Below are 23,541 nucleotides of genomic sequence, written 5' to 3' on the forward strand. Positions count from 1 at the left end.
CGATCGGATTTTCTAACTCTGTTCTGAAACTCTCCATGCTGCTTTTGTACAAAAAAAACCTCTTCTACCGTGGTTGAAGAGGTTATGTATATTATTTTATTCTATATCTAATCTTCTCCAATTATCCAATTAACCGATTCATGTAACAACAATCTGTTGTTACATAAGTGAATTTATAGAGGTTCCCGATTTCCATTCGACAAATATAATATAAAGTATATAGATTTAGTAGACTATTTGATAAAATTTTTTAATTCCCTAAATGACTTAGCAATTTTTCCTCTCTTGCAATGATATCCGCGATGCTTGTTTCGCTTAAAACTTTGAGGGTTGCATTACGTACATCGACAAAAGCGTCGCGTACCCCGCAGGTGCTTTCATTGATACACTCGTCGCATTTTTGATAAAAATTAAGGCTGACACAAGGCAAAAGTGCCACCGGGCCTCCCGTGATTCTCAAGACTTGCACAAGGAAAATTTCAGAGGGGTCTTTCACCAGTCCATACCCTCCACCTGCGCCTTTTTTGCTAAAAAGCAGGCCGGCATTTCTAAGATCAAGGAGTATCTGTTCCAGGAATTTCTTAGGAATATTTTCTTCAGACGCTATCCTCGAGATCTGCAAAGGAGCTTTACCGAAGTGCTTGCCGAGCACGACGAGGGCCTTCATTGCATAGCGGGTCTTTTTTGAAAGCATAGGAGTTACGTCAATTTAACTTGGGGGCAATTTATGGAAAATCTTCGTAATAGTGACGGGGATCGGAGGTCCCTACCTAAATCTCTCCTTCAAAAAACTCCCCGTATACGACCCCTTCTCCTTTATCAAATCCTCCGGCGTACCTTCAAACACCACATTCCCCCCTTTATCTCCCCCTTCAGGGCCAATGTCGATCACCCAATCCGCGCACTTGATTACATCCATATTGTGTTCAATAACAATAATGGTGTTCCCCTGCTCAATTAAAGCGTCGAAAGATTTCAGTAATTTCTTGATATCATGAAAATGAAGGCCCGTAGTGGGCTCATCGAAAATAAAGAGCGTTTTGCTGCTGTTGTTTCCCTTAACGAGGAAAGAAGCAAGCTTTATCCGTTGCGCCTCGCCGCCGGAAAGTGTATTCGACGACTGGCCGAGATGCACATATCCCAGGCCGACGTCCACCAAAGGCTTTATCTTGGTGATGATCTTAGGTTCGCTTTCGAAGAATTCAAGGGCCTCGTCGATGGTCATATCCAGCACCTCGAAAACATTCTTCTCTTTATAGGTGATATCCAGCACGTGTTGCTTAAAACGTTTCCCGTCACAAGCTTCGCAAGGCAGGAAAATATCAGCCATGAATTGCATTTCGATTTTCACTTCACCTTCCCCCTGACAAACATCGCATCGTCCGCCCTCAACGTTAAAGGAGAAAGCCGAGGGTTTTAAGCCTGAGGCTTTAGCAGAACCTTGCGTAGCATACAGGTTCCTGATTTCATCCCATGCTTTCACATAAGTAACAGGATTCGATCTGGATGAGCGCCCGATCGGGTTCTGATCCACAATTTCCACCTGCTCCACCTTGGCAAAATCACCACCAATGGAATCATATGAGCCCGTTTGCTCACCCGAATAATTTCCGATAGCTTTTTGAAGCGCCGGCTGAAGAATCCGTTTCACAAGAGAAGTTTTACCGGAACCAGAAACTCCGGAAACTACACTAAGAACATTCAGAGGAAATTTAACGTCGACATTCTTAAGATTGTTCTCGCGAGCACCTTTGATTTCAATGAAATCATGCCATTTCCTTCTTTGGGCAGGGATCTCTATCGAATTCCTGCCGCTCAGGTACTTCCCTGTCAGACTATTCTTATCTTTTAATATCTCATCGAAAGTCCCGGTAAAAACCAGGTTCCCTCCATGGGTCCCGGCTTCAGGGCCTATGTCGATAATATGGTCGGCCGCTTGCATGATTTCTTCTTCGTGCTCCACAACAAGAACAGTATTCCCCACATCCCGCAAAGATCTAAGTACGCCGATTAAACGATGAGTGTCGCGCGGGTGCAGTCCAATACTAGGTTCATCAAGCACATACACCGAGCCCACAAGGGAGCTTCCCAAAGAAGTAGCCAGGTTTATCCGCTGCGATTCACCACCAGAAAGTGTGTTCGAAAGGCGGTTAAGAGTAAGATAGCCAAGGCCAACGTCATTCAGAAATTTAACCCGGTTTGCAATCTCCATTAAAAGGCGCTTTGCGATCTTCTGTCTGGAGGGATCCAGCTCCAGGGTTTCGAAAAATTCAGAGGCTTTATCCAAAGGCATCAGCACAATGTCGGTTATCGACTTCTCATCAATTTTTACGTAGGAAGCATCCTCGCGTAAGCGGCTGCCTTTACATTCGGGACAGGTAGTCTTGCCGCGATAGCGGGATAGCATTACCCGGTATTGTATCTTATATGTTTGGGATTCTATCTCCTTGAAAAAATCATCCAATCCACTGAAAAAGCTGTTTCCGGTCCAAAGTAGTTTTCTTTGTTCGTCAGTCAGCTGATTATAAGCCCGGTGTATAGGGAAGTCGAATTTCAAGGCACTTTTGATGAGCTTATTCAACCACTCCCCCATTTTTTCGCCCCTCCAGGGAGCTATAGCACCATCATAAACTGATTTGCTTTTATCTGGTACAACCAGATCTTCATCGATACCGATTACTTTTCCATAGCCTTCGCAACGCCTACAAGCGCCATAAGGGTTATTGAAACTGAAGAAATTAGGAGTAGGCTCCTCGAAGCGCAGCCCGTCAAGTTCAAAACGATCGCAGAAGACGTGAATACTTCCATTTTCTTCCACAAGGCAGTCGCCACGCCCTTCAAAGAATGCTGTTTGGGCTGAGTCTGCAATCCTGCTTAATGTTTCATCATCCAGGGCAACAGAAATACGATCTATGACAATTTTAACCTCAACATCGTTGCCTGATTTCTTATTACCGGTAGACTGATCTTCCAGAAGGTCCTCGATTTTCAGGAGCTGCCCATCTATCACCACACGGTTGAACCCTTTTTGCAAGAGAACAGCAAGCTCTTCTTTGAGCGAACGATTGTTATGAGTATGGAGCGGGCACGAAATTGTTACAGACGTCTCAGGTGTTAAATCAGAGATAAAATTCACTACATCAGTAACCGTATCCTTCTTAACTTCTTTGCCAGAAACAGGCGAAATAGTTCTTCCTATTCTTGAAAATAAAAGCTTGAGGTAATCATATATTTCGGTGGAAGTACCCACGGTCGACCTGGGATTGCTGGTTATAACCTTTTGTTCAATGGCGATGGCGGGGGCAATACCTTTGATATAATCCACGTCAGGCTTGTTCATACGGCCCATAAACTGCCGGGCATAGGATGAAAGACTTTCAACATATCTCCTCTGTCCTTCTGCATACAAGGTGTCGAAGGCCAATGATGATTTCCCAGATCCCGACATACCGGTTATCACAACCAGCTTATTTTTAGGGATCGCAACATCAATGTTCTTTAAATTGTGAACCCTTGCCCCTTTTATAATGATATATTTTTTTGGGTCTTTTTCCGCTTCTTTGCTCATTCAGTAACCTATATGCTTCCCAATTACGTATATACATTTATAAGCGCATTTGGGTGTGCAAAAATACGTGTATATGAGCTTAATACAGAAGATTGAATAATTATTCTTTGATATTGGCAAAATAATTGTTTCATTTGGGGGTAATAAGCCTGAGCACTTAAATTAAAATAGGAGAACAACTATCGGATAAACTCTACTTCATTAACTTTTGAAAATTTATAAAAAGGGGAATTTAGAGTATGAGTGCTATAAAACTTCAATCGAAGAACGATCAGGATCTGGTGCATCAGTATTTACAAGGACAGGAATCCTGCCTTGAGGAATTAATCCGCCGTCATAAATCCAAAATATATACATCCATTTATTTATTAGTTAAGGATTCTTATCTCGCAGAAGATATTTTTCAGGACACTTTCATCAAAGTTATTAATACCTTGAAAGCTGGAAAATACAACGAAGAAGGTAAATTTCTGCCTTGGGTAATACGTATCGCCCATAACCTCGTTATTGATCATTTCCGCAGAGAAAAGAGAACTCCGGTAGTTACTACCGTAGAGGGCTTCGATATTTTTGAAGTACTTAAGTTTTATGACGAAAGTACCGAAGATAAGATGATCCGCGAGCAAACGCACCGCGATTTACGTGAACTGATCCACCTATTACCATCTGAGCAGAAAGAAGTCTTAATCATGCGCCACTACGGGGAGCTTAGTTTTAAGGAAATTTCTGAGATAACCGGGGTAAGTATCAATACTGCGCTGGGGCGGATGCGTTATGCGCTTAACAACCTGCGGAAGATGATGATTTCGAAGGAGTTGAGTTTGAAGAATACGTAGGTCCCTCCCTACGGTAGGGATGACGGGTTTTGAGGTCCCATCTTTTGGTGGGGACGATGATTATGGGTTTTGGGTCCCTCCCTGCGGTCGGGATGACGGGTCGATTTTTTTAAAAAGATGGAGATTTCTCCTAGCATTACGTCGTTTCTACCATTATATTATGTACTCGCTCGTCGAAATATATCTCTATTTTAATAGCAGGTTATTTCGACGAGCTAAACCTTTTTTTATCATAAACCAAAAATTTAAAAGCGAGGAGAAATCTCTCCCCCCAACGATAAACCTGTTGTCATCCCGACCGCAGGGAGGGACCTCATGTGAGCGTAGCGACGGGGGCCCTCAATTTAGTGCATCGAAGTACCTCATTAATCGCAGCCAGGAACCTCCTGCGACCCCAAGGAGGGCTCTCTACAAAAAATCTTCAATTTATTTTACTTTCCAAGTAACATTCGTAAATTAAGTACGTTTTAAATTAAAATCTAACCGTGCTTATGATAGAAACTTCTACTTCTACAAAAAATTCTTTACAAAACGACATGACACAACATACTACCGTAACCGAGGAACTCGGTAAAGAGGAACAATCTTTCTACGATTCGATAAAAAAAAATCTGAATACACTAGTCAGAACTCCGGGAAAAGATGTCATTGCACGTATTTTGAATCATTCAAAAACGTTGTAAGAGTTCCCCAACAGGCCAGCTCGGGAGCTGGCTTTTTGGTTTTTAAACGCAAGTGTAATATAGGGCTAGGGCTATCGGGTGAGCAAACGCTAACCCTGGCGCCTAATTTAACGCAAAGGGCGCTAAGGTTAGCGCAAAGGGCGCAAAGCTTTTTCTTTAAAATTCTGACTTATAAGTGTCATTTTCGTTTTCCTTTGCGTGTACTTTGCGACCTTTGCGTTTAAAAATTTTTTAAGTTTGCTACGTGCAAAGAAAAGACCGCTACAAAGCATTTGTCGAATATTTTTCATCCCATCAGCCCGATGCGGAAACCGAATTAAACTATACCAATCCGTTTGAATTACTTGTAGCGGTAATCTTGTCGGCGCAATGTACCGACAAGCGCATCAACCAGATTACCCCCGCACTTTTTGAACGTTTTCCCGACGCCCCGAGCCTGGCGGATGCAACACCTGAAGAAGTTTTTAAATACATTAGAAGCGTCAGTTATCCCAATAATAAATCTAAACACCTTGTCGGGATGGCGAAAAAACTAATAAGCGAATTTGGTGGCATTGTTCCTTCAGATATTAAGGACTTACAAACTATGCCCGGCGTGGGAAGAAAGACGGCCAATGTAATTGCATCGGTTGTCTTTAATGCGCCTGCCATGGCTGTAGACACCCATGTATTCCGGGTAGCTAACCGGATAGGACTAACCCGAAATGCCACTACACCTTTAGCTGTCGAAAAACAACTAGTAAAATTCTTACCGCAGGATAGAATATATGTAGCACACCACTGGCTCATTCTTCATGGAAGGTATATTTGTGTCGCGAGAAACCCGAAGTGCCATGTCTGCCCGCTTACCTGGTTTTGTAAATATTATGAGCAAACACAAACGGTCAAGGCTTTGCTAAAAGCGGAAAGTGATATCCGGCGGAAAAAGGCTGAAGGGAAAAAGAAAATTGCTGCTAAAAAGATTGCTGGCCGGCTTAAAGCGATCGAAATTGATGTCAATAATTAAACTAATTATATTAGTATTTAATTATATTTGTTAATAATATTAGTATTTAATTATTTAATACTACTTTTGACCTATTAAACTATTAGAATGAGCAACGCAGATAAACTTAAAGCTTTACAGCTTACTCTGGATAAACTTGAGAAATCTTACGGAAAGGGTACCGTGATGAAACTTGGCGATAATGCGGTAGAACCTATTGAGTCTATTTCGACCGGCTCAATAAGCCTGGACATTGCTTTAGGCATTGGTGGTTTACCGAAAGGAAGGGTTATTGAAATCTACGGACCTGAGTCTTCCGGTAAAACAACGTTGGCAATTCACGCTATTGCCGAAGCACAGAAAAAAGGAGGTATCGCCGCATTTATTGATGCTGAACATGCTTTCGATAAATTTTATGCGGCTAAGCTTGGTGTGGATATCGAGAACTTATTGATATCTCAACCCGACAATGGTGAGCAGGCTCTTGAGATTGCAGATAACCTGATCCGTTCAGGAGCTATTGATATCATTGTAATTGACTCTGTCGCAGCCCTCGTTCCCAAAGCGGAAATCGAAGGCGAGATGGGAGATTCTAAAATGGGTTTACACGCCCGTTTAATGTCGCAGGCCCTGCGTAAGTTAACCGGTACCATTTCCAAAACAGGATGCTGCTGTATTTTCATTAATCAGCTTCGTGATAAGATCGGGGTGATGTTCGGAAGCCCGGAGACAACTACCGGTGGTAACGCATTGAAATTCTATGCATCGGTACGTTTAGATATCCGTCGTATTTCACAAATTAAGGATACGGATGAAGTATCAGGTAACCGTGTGAAAGTGAAAGTTGTCAAAAACAAGCTTGCCCCTCCTTTCAGAATCGCAGAATTTGATGTGATGTTCGGACAAGGGATATCTAAAGCTGGTGAGATCATCGACTTAGGTGTCGACTTCGATATCATCAAGAAAGCAGGTTCATGGTTCAGCTATGGCGATACTAAATTGGGACAGGGACGTGATGCTGTAAAAGCCTTACTTCTTGATAATCCGGATTTGATGGATGAGTTGGAAGGGAAGATAAAAGCGACGGTTACGGCGGATCACCTTGAAGAAAAATTGTAAAATGTGCTTGCGTTAGGCAAGTTTAACTATAGTATTAGAAGCCTCCAATTTGATTGGGGGCTTTTTTATAGGTAATCGAACCACTTTGAACGCCAATTAGTCGCAACTTATATAAAGTCACTGTTTGAGATGACTTCGTGTTAGTGGCAAAAATGCCCCTATGCTTCATACGCTTTGACTAACTGCTTGCTTTCACCTAAGCCCTGAATACCCAATTCAACTATATCCCCCGGTTTTAAAAACAAAGGCGGGGTGAATCCAAGCCCAACTCCTGCAGGAGTCCCTGTTGAAATAACATCTCCCGGAAGAAGCGTCATAAATTGACTTAAATAGGAGACTAGAAAGGGTATATTAAAGATCAGATCATCGGTATTGCTATCTTGTACTAGTGCTCCGTTCAATTTAAGCCAAAGCCGCAGCTTATGAGGATCAGCAATCTCATCGGGGGTTGCTAGGAAAGGGCCCATAGGCGCGAAAGTATCACAACCCTTCCCCTTATCCCACGTCCCTCCTCTCTCGAGCTGAAACTCCCGCTCTGAAACATCGTTATGGAGACAATAACCTGCTACATAATCCATTCCTTCAGATTCTGAAACATACGAAGCCCTTTTGCTAATAACGAACGCAAGTTCCACTTCCCAGTCCGTCTTGATCGAATTTTTGGGAATGGTGATACTGTCGTTCGGGCCACATAAGGAGGTGGTCGATTTCATAAAGATAATAGGTTCAGACGGGATAGGCATATTGGATTCTAATGCATGTTTAGCGTAATTCAACCCAATACATAGTATTTTAGAAGGCCTAGCAAAGGGGGCTGCCAGCCGCTCGTTTAAGGGCACCGTTCGAAGATTTGCTTGATTCTTCTTTAAAAAAGAACTCAACCGCTTCAGACCGTCGGTGCCGAAAAATTGTTCGTTATAATCCTCTCCAAATTCTGATGTATCATATCTGACATCGTCGATAATTACACCAGTTCTCTCGTTGCCGGATTTACCCCATCTTATTAACTTCATTATTACTTTACTATGGATTAAAAATTACGTGTTTAGTTTGGTGAAACCTCCGTCAACGAGATAGTCACAACCTGTAAGGAAACTTGCCTCATCGGAGCAAAGATATAATGCCATAAAGGCAATTTCCTGTGGCTGGGCCATACGGCCTATTGGTTGACTTTTTGATAATTTATCGAACATCTCAACCTCCTTGCCTGGATAATTTTTGGCTATAAATCCATCGACAAAAGGCGTATGGACGCGCGCGGGAGATATGCAGTTACATCGGATTTTGTCTCCCAAATAATCCCTAGCAACCGACAGTGTTATAGCAAAAATAGCACCTTTGCTCGTCGAATAAGCAAACCGGTCGGGCAATCCTACTGTAGCAGCGATCGAAGCCATGTTGAGTATTACGCCGCCGCTATTTTTTTTCATAAGAGGTATTACTGAGTAAAGGCAGTTATATGCGCCTTTGACATTCACCCTGTAGACACGGTCAAAATCTGCTTCAGTTGTATCATCGGCTTTTCCAATATGAGCAATGCCAGCGTTATTTACGAGGATATCAATTTTCCCTATATGCTGAAATAGGTTATAAATCTTTTCCTGATCTGATACATCACATAAGTGGCTGGTTATCACACCGCTATTTTTGACCAATTCCTGACTCAAGTCAGGGATCGAATTCAGTTCCACAATATGTACTGAGGCGCCATGATTCGCCAATACAATTGAAATGGCTTTGCCTATACCACTTCCACCACCGGTAACTACAGCTGTTTTTCCTTTTAAATTATACATCTATTCTTGGTTTGAATACGCCAGCATTACTTTAATCCGCGGGGTCATTGTCAAGATCATTTAATGGATTTTGAACCGAGCCGCAATGTATCTTCTATCTAAATGAAGATGAAGCATAAACGACCTTGCAATCATAAAGCACATTATCATTTTATAGTCGCCTTCGGAAATAATTAATAGTGCTTCATAAAAGATGAATGTTCTTTAAGTAACCTCAGAGTGGGGTAATTTCCACTTTTCTAACAAACATTTCTGCGCTTTCGGACTGAATCTGTATCCGGCCTTTGGAGGGTTTCACATTGTACGCCTGGTTAACCAGTACTCCGTTCAGGTAGTAATCAAGTTTATCCCCTGCGGCAATGATTTCAAATTTATTCCATTGACCTACCGGCTTTTCCACGTCTTTAGCACCACGGAAATCCTTGACATCTTTCCAGGCCGGGTCACGTCCCCACCAGTTGATCCGTCCTCCGGTGATAGTAATAGGTTCACCTCCGGGCATGAAGAAATTGCCAGAGACACCTGGTTTTTTAGGTTGAAGCGGGCTGGTTGCAGAAAAAGTTGGGCTGCCATCTCCCACAACAAGGATATCGCCCGTACCACCCTCGATAATTTGGGCTTCAATGGAATACATCCATATCCCATCTTTAGCTCCGTCTTCTCCAATTGAGTGAACAAGAATTCCATTGTCCCTTGCTCTGTCAAGTCTTGGTGCGTAGGTCGCGTCGCCCCATTTGAATTCTACTAGCAGCTTGTAATTGCTATACTCTTCATTAGTAGTAATACAACCCCATTCTTCTCCGCTTATTCGGATCAAGCCCTTGTCAATGGTAAATACATTTTTTGGATCGATATTCTTTCCTCGTTTTTCAACCCATTTATACCAACCGTCAAAGTTTTCCCCATTAAATAGTTGAGTCGTCTTACCAGCAGCTCCTGATGTTTGCGCTGATTTTGTTGAACTACACCCTGCATAGATAAATATAGCCAGGAGCACTAGAATGATACAATTTAGCTTTTTCATTTTTTTAATTCAATAGTTGGTTCGATTTATATAGATATAAGACTTCAAGCCATCTGAATGTACGTCTGGCCTGATATTAAACTACTTTCCGGCTTTTAGATATGCTATTAAATTGACCATATCCTGTTTGGACATGCTTTGTTCAAGCCCATCAGGCATCAATGAAAGACCCGAATTAGTAAGAGTAGCAATATTCCTGCGAAGAATAGACTCATCAGTGCCGAAGGCTGTCCGAATAGTCATACTATTTTCAGTTTCATTCATTATCCGCCCCGAGAAAGAACGGTTGTCCTTAGTTGTTATCAGAACAGTTTGGTATGCTGGAAGGACTTCATAGTTCGGAACCACAATATGCAGCAATAAGGCCTCTGCAGGCTGACTCTTTACACCACTTAAATCAGGTCCGACTTTCCCCCCCTGACCCAGATAAGTATGACAGGCAGAACATGCCATTTGGTACACAGCCTTGCCGGCTGCCGCATCAGGGTTATCATTTAATATCTTTCGATATTCATGGTAAACCTTCATTCGATCTCCTCCCTCTAACTCTTTAAAAAGAATATTTGCCCGTTCACTAATTTTTGGATCTTTATCTCTCATCAAACGTACCCGATCACCGGAGGAAATTTCTGCGCCCTTAATCGTACCCTTTTCTATTGCAGTGAATAATTCATTCGCAAATACAGGTTTAGATACCAAAGAACCAATTACCGCTGCCTTGAGCGTAGGCGTATAACTGGACCAAGCCTGCTTTTCAGTCAGTAAAACGGCACCCCTGGCATCATTTAACCTGGTTAATGAAGCCACAACTACTCTAAGTAATTCTGGGGGACTGGTAGGGACGAGCATTTTTTGCAATGCTGCCTGTGCCTGATCATAATTAGTATATCCCAGTAAGGACGCTGCAAGAACTCGCAGTCGTGTACTTTCTGCCGGATTACCGGAAATACTGGATAATCGGCCAATAAAGTTATCTAAAGCAGCACGATCGGTACTGGATACATTTTCACCTTGTATAGCATACAAAAGCCCTTTAGGAGAAGTTCCAAACTCTGTAACCCGACCTGAAACCCCATCAGCCAATCCAAGGATTGTAGCAATTCTCCATTCAGGATTTCCAGATGAAGAAAGCACATCCTGGAATAGAATACGGCTGTCCGCAACCGATCCCCCCGTTCCGTAAAGTCGGCCCAAATCCTGCATTACTGAAGCAAACGCCGTCGGATTAGGATTAGCTTGTTTTCGAAGGGAAGTAAGAAATGCTGGCATACGTTTCTCGATACCACTAAGAACGGCTGCCCGAACCCATTGATCGGCGCCATCTTTTGCAGCAACCTTTGCCAGTGCATCCTCTACTCCCGGTCCATCTAATGATCCTAATACCAGTGCGCTGTTAAAACGTACACGGATGGCTTCGTCGCCAGCCGCTGAAATTAATGCCTGAACTAATTCTGGGTGTTGAGTACTTAAACCTTCTGCTAAAAGTACAGCCTGCTCGCGAACTCCGGATACTTTATCTGCTAATGCGTTCTTTTCGGTTGCGATATCAAGCGTACCTAGTGAATTTAATAACCAAAGAGCACGTGTTCTTCCTTCCGGACGTACCGACTCAGTTGCGGTTTTTCTTAGCAGTGTAACTGAAGCCTTATCTTTCCGTTCCAGCAACAAACGATGTGCAGTAGCACGATCCCATTCTTCGGCAGAAGACAATGCTGTAACCAATTGCACTACGGATGATCCTGAGCTCAATTTGGGACGCTTATTCGCCTCGCTATCTTTAAAACCTTCCCGTACAACACGGTAGATCCGGCCGTCGGACTTCCCACCCTCCCAGTCTAAACCTCCGCGTGCTTCTTCAGGTACATATGCTGGATGATCTATAACCTTACGATGCATATCGACAATATAAAGAGCACCTTCCGGGCCATGCTGAAGGGACACCGGACGGAACCACTCATCTGTTGATGAGACGAATTCGCGTTCTGTATAAGGCAATTCAGTTTTGAAAGATACACCGTCAGGCTTCATTACCTGACGTTGGACTAAATTCTGTGCCGACTCACAAATAAAAACATTGCCCTGGTGGGCCGGACTTAGAGCGGTACCGTTATATACTAAAAGTCCGCTGGCAGCGGTAAAAGTTCCAGCATGCGAACGGCCAATCAATTTCGGAATAAAGTCTGCACTAGTTACTGAACGGCTTATAGGATAAACAATGGCTTCCGCTTCAACCTTTGACACATTCTGAACAGACGCATTGAAAAGAAGGTTAGAATTTCGTTTAAGGTGCCATGGCTCTATTACCATATTCATAACAGGATGGCGGTTTGACGAACCAAAGCGACGACCATAAGAATCAAAAGTCAAACCAAACTGGCTTTTACCACCCGTAACCTGGAATTCGAGGGTTTCAGGATTAAAGCGTCCGTCAGCTTGTGTATAGGAAACCGCAGGGCGCTTAGGATGCTCAGGAGAAGTGACATTTCCGCCATTTAAACCAGCGGTGACATAAACCCAGCCGTCCAGGCCAAGGATGGGGTAAGCCATGCGAATTTGGGCAGTTTGGGTAGCAAAAAAACCGGTCAACGCTACCTTTTTAACATCTGCTATCCCGTCACCATCTGTGTCTTTCAAATAAAAAATATCTGGCGAGCAGGTAATGAACACTCCTCCCTTCCATGGAATTATTCCGTTTGGATAGGTTAATCCGGTGGCAAATTCAGTTCGCTTATCGTATTTTCCGTCTCCATTAGTATCTTTCAACAATGCAATCCGTCCAAGTTTAGTAGGCAAGCCTCCTTCAGCTGGATCCGGATACCCGCGGTCCTCCACCACATACATATGACGATCCTCATCGAAAGCAATTGCTACCGGGTCAATTACTAATGGCTCAGCAACCATAAGTTCAATACGCATTCCTGGCTCTACCTTAAAGCTGTCCAGAGCTTTCTTTATGCGTGCAGAGTTAGGTTCATTTTGCCAGGCCAGAATAGTGATTGTACATAAAATTAATAGCAATCCGGAAATCCAAAATTGCTTATTTGGATATTTTTTCATAAAAAACGCTTTAGTTTTGTTTAACAATTCCATTCTCTCACTTAGGGTCTTATTCACAGGAATAACAAGACTTAAATTTTATTTCAATCGTATTCTTAATAAGTTGAGACTCTTTATTTTGCCTGTTCCGATTTAAGTTTCGCCAGCATCTCAAAAATATTTTGAGTGATCTTTGTTGAAGCATTTACTTCCAGGTAACTCGATCGCGCTCGCCAAGTTTCATAACCTCCTAATTTATGATGCTCAGGAGTAGGTAAATAACCATTGTAGCCATTAGCAAGAGAGACCATGAAGGTTGGCATGAAAGGGCTTTTTTCTTTCATTTTCAAACCGATTTCTACAAAAACTTCGCAGGGCGCTGCGGTTATTGCCAGATCTCCGAGACGGAAAGCCTGCAAAATGACCGGAACGGTTTTAGGATATTTGCTTAGCATCATCGTTTCATGTGCATATGCCTCTTCCTGAGTATTCCGTTCTGATCCATTTAACTTGGCGAGAATTCCTTTCGCACGGTCAATGTCCGATTTCTCAGGTAAACGTACTCCAAGGTTTAATTCCCTTTGTACGCTACTTAGAGATATCCAATTCTGATATTGAATATTTTGATAGACCTTGTAGGCTTCGGCTGCAACTACATTGGCTACCTGCTGCATCTTGCCATATTCGCCATATTCAGGACCTCTTGGACCCCGAACTACAACATTATTAATGTCGCCGCTTGTTCCGTTTGACATCATGGCAACGAATGCAGGTTCCTTATTTTCAGCGTCGAGCAAAGTTTTCATCCGCTCAGCAAAATATCCATAATAATCTGCAGACAACTCCCCGGAGCCGGTTCCACCAACATAGTGGAGGGAGTAATTGGCAAAAAGAGCAACAGGGCGACCTTCTGGAGTTTGTACCGAAATTATAGGGAGCCCGGGATCGATTGGACCGGCAGGTTCAGTAATATCATGATTTCTGCCGGGATTCATTTTAACAGTTTCACTCTGACCAAAAGGATTCATGCTTGTCACACCTGGTTTCAACTTCCAACGCCGATTATGGACCTGTGTCGACTCGCTGCCAACACCCCATCCGATGCGGGCAGGTGCCAGATTGTTATTAGCCCTGATCACAGCATCTCTTATCCGCACAGTTAAAAATTTGAGATACTCTTCGTCCGGCTCACTTCCAAACACGCCGCAGGCTGTTCCTGAAGAATGCGTATGGGTAGCCGAAATCATCATATTTTCTGCAGGAATACCAGTAATTCGCTGTGCACCTTGTTTGGCTTCATCGCAAACCTCTTTTGATACCATACAAAGATCCGTAACTACAATCGCAAGCTTGGTTTTTCCATCGTCTAATACCAGGGCACGCGCATAAGTTTCATCATGAACTTGCTTAATCACGATGGCTTTCATATTACCATTCATCGTAGTACCAATATTAGGGGTTATCACGCTGGTGGCCGCGCCCGCTTTAAACACTTGGCCTGACGTACCCTGGCCAATTGCATCTGCGCTAGTAACTACTGCCAGTAGAATAATTAATACCACTGCAACATAACTAAATTGGAGACTTGATGCCTCACTTTTCAGGTTTGTATTCAATCTCAAATTCATAGGAATATTTGTAAAACAATTAATAATATCAGATAGCTTATTTATAATTCTCAATGCATATTCACCCTTATTTCTTGTAAAATAGTTCGATCACAGTTCGTACTGCAGCATCCGCTAATGTTTCACCTCCGCCGGATGAATAGCGCGCACTCTCAACTTCGTATGAACCTTCAGGAAAAGCCTTTCTATTTGGCATATAACTAATGGTTCCATTACCTGACTGTTCACTAACCACAGTGAATGGATAGGGCGAATTCAATTTGATACTCAAGCCCAATTCAACGAATGCATCGCCCGGGAATCCAACTAAAGCGATTTGATCTCCTAAAGCAATAGCAGAAACCTCACTTTCCAGGAAGGAACCGTCCGGGGTTAAGGGTACCGTTGTAGTTAATTTGTGACGTGCTTCTATCCCTCCTGGTATTTTAGCAATATCAAGAAGCTTCCAGGCTGTCACGACATCTGAGAATGCCGGTCCTTTAGCTAGTCCGTATCTTGCCATAATATCCTTTGCCCATATAAGCTCTTGGGCGTCTACAGACCTCAATACAGGAATTTTGACGCTATGGATTTTAGCCTGCAAGGAGTTTACAACTACAGGACGAAGGGAAGAAAGAGAGGCCAGCACTCTGCCCGCCAACACAGTTCCAATTCTTCTTGCTTCGAGAAGTCCGCCGAGTTGATTGGGATTTGAAACATCGAAGTGATTGATATTGCCAGAGGTTCCGTTTGTGAAAATGGTAACTACTTCTTCACCTTTTATTTGTCCGATCAAGTCAGACATAACTCCCGGAAAATCAGCTGAAAACTGAGTTCCACCAACCACGGCAACGTGTAAAGCAAAATTTACCAGAATTGCCAGGGGCTTTTTATCGAGTGATTCAAAATATATAACAGATAAATCAGGATCAATGGGACCAGCTGGGCGGACGGTATTTGGATTCAATTTGCCGGGATTAGTTCTAAATGTACCATCCTTCATTAAAAAACGTCGATTGAAGTTGACAGTGTTTTCCTGAACTTTTGTAACAGAAATTTTGGCTGGCTGTAGTTTAGAAATTGCTAATCGCACACTTTCCAGAACCAGGACAGGAAGATTCCTTGTATATTCGATACTTTTTTGTTTTGCGTCTCCGCCGACCGCTTCCCACATTAATGGATTTAACTGGGGGCCTGCATGGGCATGTGTTGCATTCATTATGATATTATCAGCAGTAATACCTGTCTGCTGATGAATCAATTGCCGGCTTTTCATAACCAGTTCATGGGGGAGACTGATCACCTCAAGAGTTATGAAGGCAACCTTTACTCCTGCTTTCTGAAATACCAGAGTTTTGATATGAAGGTCATCATGTACACCTGTAGAAATTCTGATACCATAGGAGTCTCCCATAATACTTCCGACAGACGGTGTCATTTTAACCTTTGCCGCTCCCACAATCAAATCCGGAGCATTGTTATCCTGCGCTTTCATCGGATTGGTAGTTAAAATAAACGCAAATAACAATAAGAGATTTCTAATTTGCATATAGACTTTAGCCATGTTTACTTTGAAATTTCTTCATTCTTAAGTTTGTGTAAAAGCTTGAACAGCAAAGGGGTAACTTTATTAGAAGCATTAACTTCCAGGTAGCTGGAACGAGCCCGCCATGTTTCATATCCCCCGAGTTTATGATGTTCGGGAGTAGGTAAATAACCATTATACCCATTTGCCAGAGATGTGGTAAAAGTGGTTTTGAAAGGGCTTTTTGATTTGATTTCTAATCCAATCTCAACAAATATTTCGCAGGGCGCTGCTGCGATTGCCAAGTCTCCCAAACGAAAAACCTGAAGGATCAAGGGCACTTGTTTAGGAAAATCCTTCAACAGCATGGTTTCACGCGCATAAATCTCCTCTCTTGAATCCATAATGGGAGATTTTGCGTTTAAAATGATCTCTTTTGCCCGATCAATTTCTTTCCTATCCGGAAGACGGACACCTAATACAATCTCCTCCTGGGCAGAACTTAGCGAAATCCAATCCTGATACTTTATATTCTGATATACTTTATATGCTTCAGCTGCTACTATATTAGCGACCTGCTGCATCCTGACATATGGTGGCAAGGAAAGCCGGTTACCTTTATTGTTTACATTATTTATATTACCACTCGTTCCATTCGACAATATCGCCACAAATGGAGGATACTTGACACTGTCTGCTTGTAATAGTTTTTTCATGCGCTCCGCAAACATTCCAAAATAATCTGCTGATATTTCACCGGGCCCAGTTCCACCAACGTAATGCAATGAGTAATTTGCCAGCAATGCTATAGGATGCCCTTCTGGTGTTTGAATTGAAATTACGGGAAGCCCCGGATCAGTAATATCCTCAACCGGGTGGGTACTTAATAGATCAACACCTCCAAACGGATTTTTGATCTCAACAGGACTTTGTCTCCAGCGACGATTGAACACGAGAGTAGGCTCGCTGCCAGTATCCCAACCTATACGTGCTGGTATAAGATTGTTATTTGCCCTGACCACAGCATCCGCAATACGCTCAGTCAGAAATTTAAGATACTCTTTGTCCGGGTCACTTTGAAACAGTGAACAGGCAGTTCCTCCGGAATGGGTATGAGTCGCCGACATCATCATATTCTCAACTGGTATCCCGGTTATCTGCTCAGCTCTTTGCTTAGCCTCATCCAGTTGCTCTCTATAAACCATGCACACATCTGCAGTAAGAATAGCCAGGCGCGTCTGGCCATCATCCAATACGATACAACGGACATGAGTTTCATCGTGAATTTGTTTTACCGTAATATCCTTCATGTTTCCATTGATCGATGTCCCTATTTTGGGAGTGATATTATTGGTAGCAGCACCGGCACGAAAAACTTTAGCAGGCTGCGCATATCCATTTTGAACAGGAATAAGAAAAATACTGCATAATAACATTGGAATGAATATTTTAAAAATTCCCGATTGACTATTAAAACTTTTCATATAATTCTCATGTGATTATTTATTGTTATTAATAATGGTGAAGCAATCCTGATTTGATAATCCTACCCACTGTGGGTTTTGGCATAAAAAGGATGTTTTCATCTAGATTAAGTTCTATGTCTAATTATTCCATGGTTACGGGGACAGGATTGTCAATCTTTCCGGGTAACCTTTGATTGGCGCCCGGCCGATTGGTATCGCCTAAATCTTCACGACCCTTTTCTGCTAAAACCATTAACCGGCTGACAATTTCCGGATACTTTTTAGCCAAATTATAGGCCGAAGAAATATCCTCTTCAACGTTGAATAACAGAGGTTTTTCTCCCTCACCTTTCAAAAAATGAGGATGCTGAACAAAGTTCTGTAAAGGCAAAAATAATTTCCAGGGTCCAGACTTCACTGCTTGTAACTGATCTGCGTTGTAGTAATAAAATACTTTATATGGTGATTTTGCGCCTCTTTTCCCTATAATTAATGAGCGGTTATTAAATCCATCAATAATCCGGTCATTTGGGATTTTACCTCCGGAAAGTGCGGCAACAGTTGGTAAAATATCCATGGTCGTCATAAACTCAGTACAAACTGTTCCTCGGGGTATGGTTCCTGGCCACCACATAATTGCAGGGACACGGAAAGCACCTTCCGCTGTGGTGTATCCTCTGCCAAACAATGGTTTATTTGTTCCAATCTCAATACTTGAACTATCATCTGTCATCGGCGCACCATTGTCAGAAGTAAATAATACTAGTGTATTTTGGTCAATCCCCGAACGTACCAATTCATTCATAATCTGCCCAATAGACCAATCCAATTCTTCAACACTATCTCCCCATAGTCCACCTTTACTTTTCCCGCGAAAGGCTGCGCTGGAAAATGGAGTCTTTGTACTTCCCGGCATTGCCTGTGAGAGAAAAAGAAAAAAGGGGGTTTCCTTATTCTGATTGATAAACTCCAGGGCTTTTTCTGTATACCGTTTGGTAAGCAGATTCCGATCAACTCCGGATTCAATTACTTTATTATTGACCATTAAAGGCAGTGGAGGCCAACGGTTACCATCAAAGCGATCTCCTAATCTCTGACCCACATCCTGCGTCATATCATCACTGTAGGGAATACCAAAAAAATAATCAAAGCCCTGGGCGAGGGGTAGAAACGGAGCTTGGTCTCCCAAATGCCACTTACCAATTAATCCGGTTTTATACCCCTGATCCTTTAATACTTCTGCAACTGTAATTTCCCGCGGATTGAGACCATAAGGTGAAATTGGACGAATTACATTGCCGTCACGCGGATTCAGGTGCATGCCAACTCTTTGAGCGTAGCATCCGGTCATAATTGATGCACGGGAAGGAGTACATACACCCGCTGTTACATAAAAACTTGTAAATTTTCTTCCTTCTTTAACCATCTGGTTCAAATTTGGTGTCCTGTTCACAATAGAACCAAATGGCTCAATATCCCCGTATCCCAGATTGTCACAAAAAAAGATGATTACATTAGGTTGCTTTGATTTGGATAACTTAACCCGGGAAGAAATACTTCCAGTATTCTTTACTGATTCCGCCTGAGCCGGGATATCAGCAAAAAAACAATAGCATGCTGCAAAAATAAAAAGCTTCCTGATCGATCTCATCTTTAGTGAATTAAATCATCTTCAAATAGTCTTTGAACGCCTTTGGGATCAAATAATTCATTTTTGCACTTGATTGAAAAGGTTAAGGATTTCGCTTACAATTTTACGGGAGGCGGTGGTTTCAACTCTGTTAGTTCCCAGCCAGGTTTCATATCCTCCCAATTGATGTTGTTCCGGAGTAGGAAGGTACCCATAACTGCCGTTTGCCAGTGAAATAGTAAAGGAAGATTTAAAAGGACTACGTGCTTTGATATCAAGACCTATTTCTGTAAAAACCTCGAATGGAATCGCAGCAACACCGAGATCTCCGATTCGGAAAGTTTGCAAAAGCACATCAATATTCTGCGGCCATCCGTTCATTTGAATAGTTCGCTCGGCATAAGTTTTCTCCAAACGATGAACAGGCATTTCGGTTTCAGGTTTTGTAAGAACATTTTGTGCATAAGCCATCATTTCAGGAGTAGGCCGGCGAACTTTCAGGTTTAATTCTGATTGGGCAGCACTTAAGGGCACCCAGTCTTTATACTGTATAGTCTTGTACACCCTTAAAACCTCTGTGGCTACATCATTAGCAACAATACGCATTTTGACATAAGGCTCATGTTTTTCTGCCGGGCCACGAACATTGATATTATTTACATCTCCCGATGTGCCATTAGACATAATTCCTACAAAAGGAGGATCCTGACGATCAGCCTTTAATAATTCCTGTATGCGGTCTGCAAAAACCGCAAAATAGTCTGCTGAGATATGATCCCCCGGAACTCCTCCTACGTAATGAAGAGAATAATTGGCAAGTAATCCAATTGGACGACCTCTCAGAGATTGTACAGAGATGAAAGAAACCTGAGGATCTGTAGCGCCGGCCGGTTCCACCAAGTCCGGATTTTTAATTCCTGGATTCATCTGTACCTGATCTTTACCTCCAAAAGGATTGACTACCGGGGATTTCATTTTCCATCGACGGTTAAAAAGATGTTGAGGTGCGTTTCCAGCACCCCAGCCAATACGTGCGGGCTCCAAATTATTCACCGCAATTCGTACCCCATCGGCTATACGGCGAACAAGAAAACGCTGGTAATCATCCAGAGGTCTTCCGGCACTCCATCCTCCTCTGATTTCACCCACTCCACTGGCACTGCTTGCCGAATGGGTGTGATCAGCCGACATGAGAATATGGGCTGTTGGAATTTTGGTTTCTGCAAGGATCAACTGCTTTGCTGCATCAAATACTTCACGAATAATACCAACGTTATCCACAACAACAAAAACCAGTTTTGTTGTACCATCATCCAAGACAAGGCTGCGCGCATGCAATTCGTCATGGACAAAATTGGCAGGAGGCGGCACTCCGAAATTTCCCACTAAGCCTGAGCCCAAAGGTGGGGTTATGTTTGCAGTCGACGCTCCAGCACGGAAAGTAGCAGTCTGCGCATGCAGGCCTGGATCAAAGTGAAGTATAACTAAAAAACTGAAAATTAATAACGAAATTTTGGCAGCGTTGCCATTATTAAGGATTTTAATTATTCTTTCCATATTCATTTTTGCTAAAACCTATTTAAATTTAAACCACCCTGATCGAAACTATTTTGAGAAATGTCGTTGTTTAACCTAATGAACCTCTCCCTTGATCTCATCCAGCATATTTATTGCAGCTTCTACCATCATTTCGCCTCCACCTGGAGCAAGTCGTGAGTTTATAGTTTCGTAACTCCCCTGGCTAAATGCTTTGCGAGTTGGTACATATGCGATATGGCTATTTGTCAATTCAATAATCAGAGTTGTTCTAAACGGAGAAGACTTCTTAATGGCTAGCCCCAGCTCAACAAATACTTCACCCGGTAACCCCACTATTGCAAGGTCCTTTCCAATGCCTATTACCTGTACTTCCAAAGGCAGCTTCCAGCCCTCGCGTTCAACTGTCGGGGCGATGGCCTCTGTACGACGAAGCCTTTCAAGTGAACGAATTTTCAAGCGCCTTCTGCGTTCCAGAAACGCGGACTCATTATGCAGTGGTTTAGCACTTTCATTATTGGCCCAGGTTAGCTCGGCAGAAGTATACTCCTGAAGCGGTGCATATACAAATTGGGAGCGCATCGAAAGAAAGGAAGTCCGTTCCTTCTTTAAAGTCGGAATCTCTTTTATGATCGCGTTGGACAAATGAACGCCGATATCTTTAGTCGATAAACGCTTCGCTTTATCGCCATGTACATCTACATGATTTAAATCACCACAGGGGCCGGTTGCAAAAATAGAGACGTACCCTCCTCCTATCGCAGAATTGAGTGCCTGAGCAAGGGTACCCGGATAGTCTGAACTAAAAGTGGAACCACCAAAAGTGTCGGCATGAACTCCGAAATTCGACAGAATAGCTATAGGCGAATTGTCAGAGACCTTCCGAAGCATCAAAATGCCTACCTCTGGATCAACCGGTCCGGCTGGAAGAATAGCATCCTTATTACCCACACCAGGGTTAAATACTGCTCTGCCGTCTTTCATGATAAAACGGCGGTTGAATGAAATCCCATTAGCCTGTCCTGCACCGGTTTCAATCTGAACCTTTTCCAGTGATTTGTGAGCAAGATTAACTGAACTTGCAATCTTCATTGCCAAATTATCCGAATAAGGATCCTTTACTGCTGACGGTTTATCTTCATCAAATGGCGGGCGGAGTGTACCGGTAAGTTCACGGATATTGGGGTGGTAGGCGGGGCCAGTATGTGTGTGGGTGCCCGCAATTATGATATTGGAATACGGTATACCGGTTTTTTCTGAGATCTGTAATCTAGCAGATGATGAAAGACCTCTCTCAACCCACAATAGATCACATATTACAATTGCCACGGTAATTTCACCTTGTTTAATTACAAGAGCTTTTGCATACAATGAATCATGGACCCCGGTACTTTCACCCCTGTAGTGCGGGTATGCAAAGGGGGGCGTAATATTAATAGACCAAGCACCCGCAAGAATTTCAGAGGCTTGAGAAAAAACCTTTGAAGAACAAAGGAAAAGGAATATAATAGAGTAATAAAGCCTTTTAAACCAAATATTTTGAACCATGTATCTTTGAAAATGAAATCCTATTATAAAAAGCCTTAGAATATTAATTAATTGCTTCTAATACCATAGTTAAATCATACAGGCTATTTTTAAAAATCAACCTGCACTATTTGTTCATTCTCAAGACACTGATAAAGGAACTATCCTATATAATGGAATCGAAATGATGTAGTGCAGGTTGATGTTCAATTAAATCTGTCTTAATTGTGCTCTTCTTATTTAACCGAGCTATTTAAATTAATAACCCGGATTTTGATCAGCAGGTTTAAGGGCTTCATTAAGAGAGAATTCAATTGCAGGAATTGGCCATAAGAGATGTTTCGCAGCAACATCACGGTCTATGTAGGTTTTCATAACAGAATTAACTCTTCCAGACCGCACCAAATCAAACCATCTTTTTCCTTCAAACTGAAACTCATAGCCTCTTTCCTTTACAATCAAATCAATAAAGCTAGTTTCGTTATAGTCAGTAAATTTAAAATCCACTGGCGAAGCTACCAAAGGATCATAACCATATGCCCGACGATGTACCATATTCAACTTTTCCACAGCATTTGCAGTCGGCGCTTTATTGACTCTTGCTTCTGCCTCAGCATAAATTAACAGAATATCAGCATAGCGGTAAACGGGTAAGTCAAAAGCCGCAATAGTAGCAGTAGGGTTATTATATTTCTTTGGTGAAATTAAGGTTACACCTTTCTGTGGAAAAGCAGTTTGACCAGGAACAAACCTATTAGCTGCCTTTGAATCCTCATACCAGTTGAAACGTTTGCGTAAATCCCTGTCATCCCATTCTGAAAAATATTTTGATTCTTTAAACCAGGTGAAAATACCGTATCCTGATGTTCCAAACCAAGGAGTAGTAATTTGCTGAGTGAACAAAATTAGACCACTAGGACTCTGGGTATTAAATTTAAGATAAAATACCTCTTCCGGAGAAGATGCACCGATTCCAAACAGTTTATTAAAGTCATCAGCAACAGTAACTTTTTCAAGCGAATATCTTTGTGTCTTAATCACTTCGTCTGCTTTTTTACTTGCATCTGAATACAACCCCATATAGAGATATACATCAGCTAAAACAGCTTTTGCAACACGCTTAGATGGCTTCCCGAGCAAAGCAGCATTCTCAGGAAGATTAGTTTCTGCATAAATAAGATCACTAACAATTAACTTATATAC

At 42.4% G+C, this 23,541-nt stretch carries 17 protein-coding genes; 4 read left to right on the top strand and 13 right to left on the bottom strand.

The genetic code is table 11. The annotated features are described in order from the left end of the window. Positions 1-250: 250 nt before the first annotated feature. Both WBJ10_RS13770 and uvrA read right to left on the bottom strand, forming a co-directional pair. Positions 251-694, bottom strand: a complete 444-nt coding sequence (locus WBJ10_RS13770) for an RrF2 family transcriptional regulator (protein WP_424291256.1) — start codon at positions 692-694, stop codon at positions 251-253. 72 nt (positions 695-766) lie between these two features. Beyond that, positions 767-3,568, bottom strand: a complete 2,802-nt coding sequence (gene uvrA / locus WBJ10_RS13775; RefSeq protein ID WP_424291258.1) for an excinuclease ABC subunit UvrA — start codon at positions 3,566-3,568, stop codon at positions 767-769. Between the two features lie 239 nt (positions 3,569-3,807). Here uvrA and WBJ10_RS13780 point away from each other — a divergent pair, with 239 nt between their 5' ends. The 4 genes from WBJ10_RS13780 to recA all read left to right on the top strand — a co-directional run bounded on the left by WBJ10_RS13780 (position 3,808) and on the right by recA (position 7,191). Then, the gene (locus WBJ10_RS13780) at positions 3,808-4,404 is read left to right on the top strand and encodes an RNA polymerase sigma factor (protein ID WP_424291260.1); all 597 of its coding nucleotides are present in this window, start codon (positions 3,808-3,810) and stop codon (positions 4,402-4,404) included. Between the two features lie 491 nt (positions 4,405-4,895). Further along, the gene (locus WBJ10_RS13785) at positions 4,896-5,087 is read left to right on the top strand and encodes a hypothetical protein (protein WP_424291262.1); all 192 of its coding nucleotides are present in this window, start codon (positions 4,896-4,898) and stop codon (positions 5,085-5,087) included. Positions 5,088-5,331: 244 nt separating this feature from the next. Then, positions 5,332-6,093 (top strand): endonuclease III, encoded by a 762-nt coding sequence (gene nth / locus WBJ10_RS13790; protein ID WP_424291263.1) that lies wholly within the window; start codon positions 5,332-5,334, stop codon positions 6,091-6,093. Positions 6,094-6,180: 87 nt separating this feature from the next. Further along, entirely contained in the window at positions 6,181-7,191 is a 1,011-nt protein-coding gene (gene recA, locus WBJ10_RS13795; protein ID WP_424291265.1) for a recombinase RecA, read from the top strand. A 158-nt stretch (positions 7,192-7,349) separates the two neighbouring features. Here the strand turns inward: recA and WBJ10_RS13800 are convergent, their stop codons facing one another. From WBJ10_RS13800 to WBJ10_RS13850, 11 genes are all read right to left on the bottom strand, one after another. Next, positions 7,350-8,204 (bottom strand): fumarylacetoacetate hydrolase family protein, encoded by an 855-nt coding sequence (locus tag WBJ10_RS13800; protein ID WP_424291267.1) that lies wholly within the window; start codon positions 8,202-8,204, stop codon positions 7,350-7,352. A gap of 24 nt (positions 8,205-8,228) precedes the next feature. Continuing rightward, the gene (locus WBJ10_RS13805; protein WP_424291269.1) at positions 8,229-8,987 is read right to left on the bottom strand and encodes an SDR family NAD(P)-dependent oxidoreductase; all 759 of its coding nucleotides are present in this window, start codon (positions 8,985-8,987) and stop codon (positions 8,229-8,231) included. Positions 8,988-9,201: 214 nt separating this feature from the next. Beyond that, positions 9,202-10,011, bottom strand: coding sequence for a 3-keto-disaccharide hydrolase (locus WBJ10_RS13810; protein ID WP_424291271.1), 810 nt, complete (start codon positions 10,009-10,011; stop codon positions 9,202-9,204). An 81-nt stretch (positions 10,012-10,092) separates the two neighbouring features. Then, positions 10,093-13,068: a PVC-type heme-binding CxxCH protein gene (locus WBJ10_RS13815; protein ID WP_424291273.1), complete on the bottom strand. Its 2,976-nt coding sequence runs from the start codon at positions 13,066-13,068 to the stop codon at positions 10,093-10,095. A gap of 113 nt (positions 13,069-13,181) precedes the next feature. Then, positions 13,182-14,675, bottom strand: a complete 1,494-nt coding sequence (locus WBJ10_RS13820; protein WP_424291275.1) for a neutral/alkaline non-lysosomal ceramidase N-terminal domain-containing protein — start codon at positions 14,673-14,675, stop codon at positions 13,182-13,184. Between the two features lie 67 nt (positions 14,676-14,742). Then, a complete protein-coding gene (locus WBJ10_RS13825) occupies positions 14,743-16,218 on the bottom strand; it encodes a neutral/alkaline non-lysosomal ceramidase N-terminal domain-containing protein (protein ID WP_424291277.1) in 1,476 nt (491 codons plus the stop codon). 2 nt (positions 16,219-16,220) lie between these two features. Then, on the bottom strand, positions 16,221-17,663 hold the full coding sequence (locus tag WBJ10_RS13830) for a hypothetical protein (RefSeq protein WP_424291279.1): 1,443 nt from the start codon (positions 17,661-17,663) through the stop codon (positions 16,221-16,223). 124 nt (positions 17,664-17,787) lie between these two features. Beyond that, complete coding sequence (locus WBJ10_RS13835) at positions 17,788-19,296, bottom strand: sulfatase family protein (protein WP_424291281.1); 1,509 nt, start codon at positions 19,294-19,296, stop codon at positions 17,788-17,790. A 57-nt stretch (positions 19,297-19,353) separates the two neighbouring features. Next, complete coding sequence (locus WBJ10_RS13840) at positions 19,354-20,832, bottom strand: neutral/alkaline non-lysosomal ceramidase N-terminal domain-containing protein (protein ID WP_424291283.1); 1,479 nt, start codon at positions 20,830-20,832, stop codon at positions 19,354-19,356. Positions 20,833-20,907: 75 nt separating this feature from the next. Then, on the bottom strand, positions 20,908-22,359 hold the full coding sequence (locus tag WBJ10_RS13845; RefSeq protein ID WP_424291285.1) for a neutral/alkaline non-lysosomal ceramidase N-terminal domain-containing protein: 1,452 nt from the start codon (positions 22,357-22,359) through the stop codon (positions 20,908-20,910). Between the two features lie 237 nt (positions 22,360-22,596). Continuing rightward, positions 22,597-23,541, bottom strand: a 945-nt coding sequence (locus WBJ10_RS13850) for a RagB/SusD family nutrient uptake outer membrane protein (RefSeq protein ID WP_424291287.1), incomplete at its 5' end; no start/stop codon positions are given.

It is taken from the genome of Daejeonella sp. (assembly GCF_049655485.1).
In the GTDB taxonomy this organism is placed as follows: Bacteria; Bacteroidota; Bacteroidia; order Sphingobacteriales; family Sphingobacteriaceae; genus Daejeonella.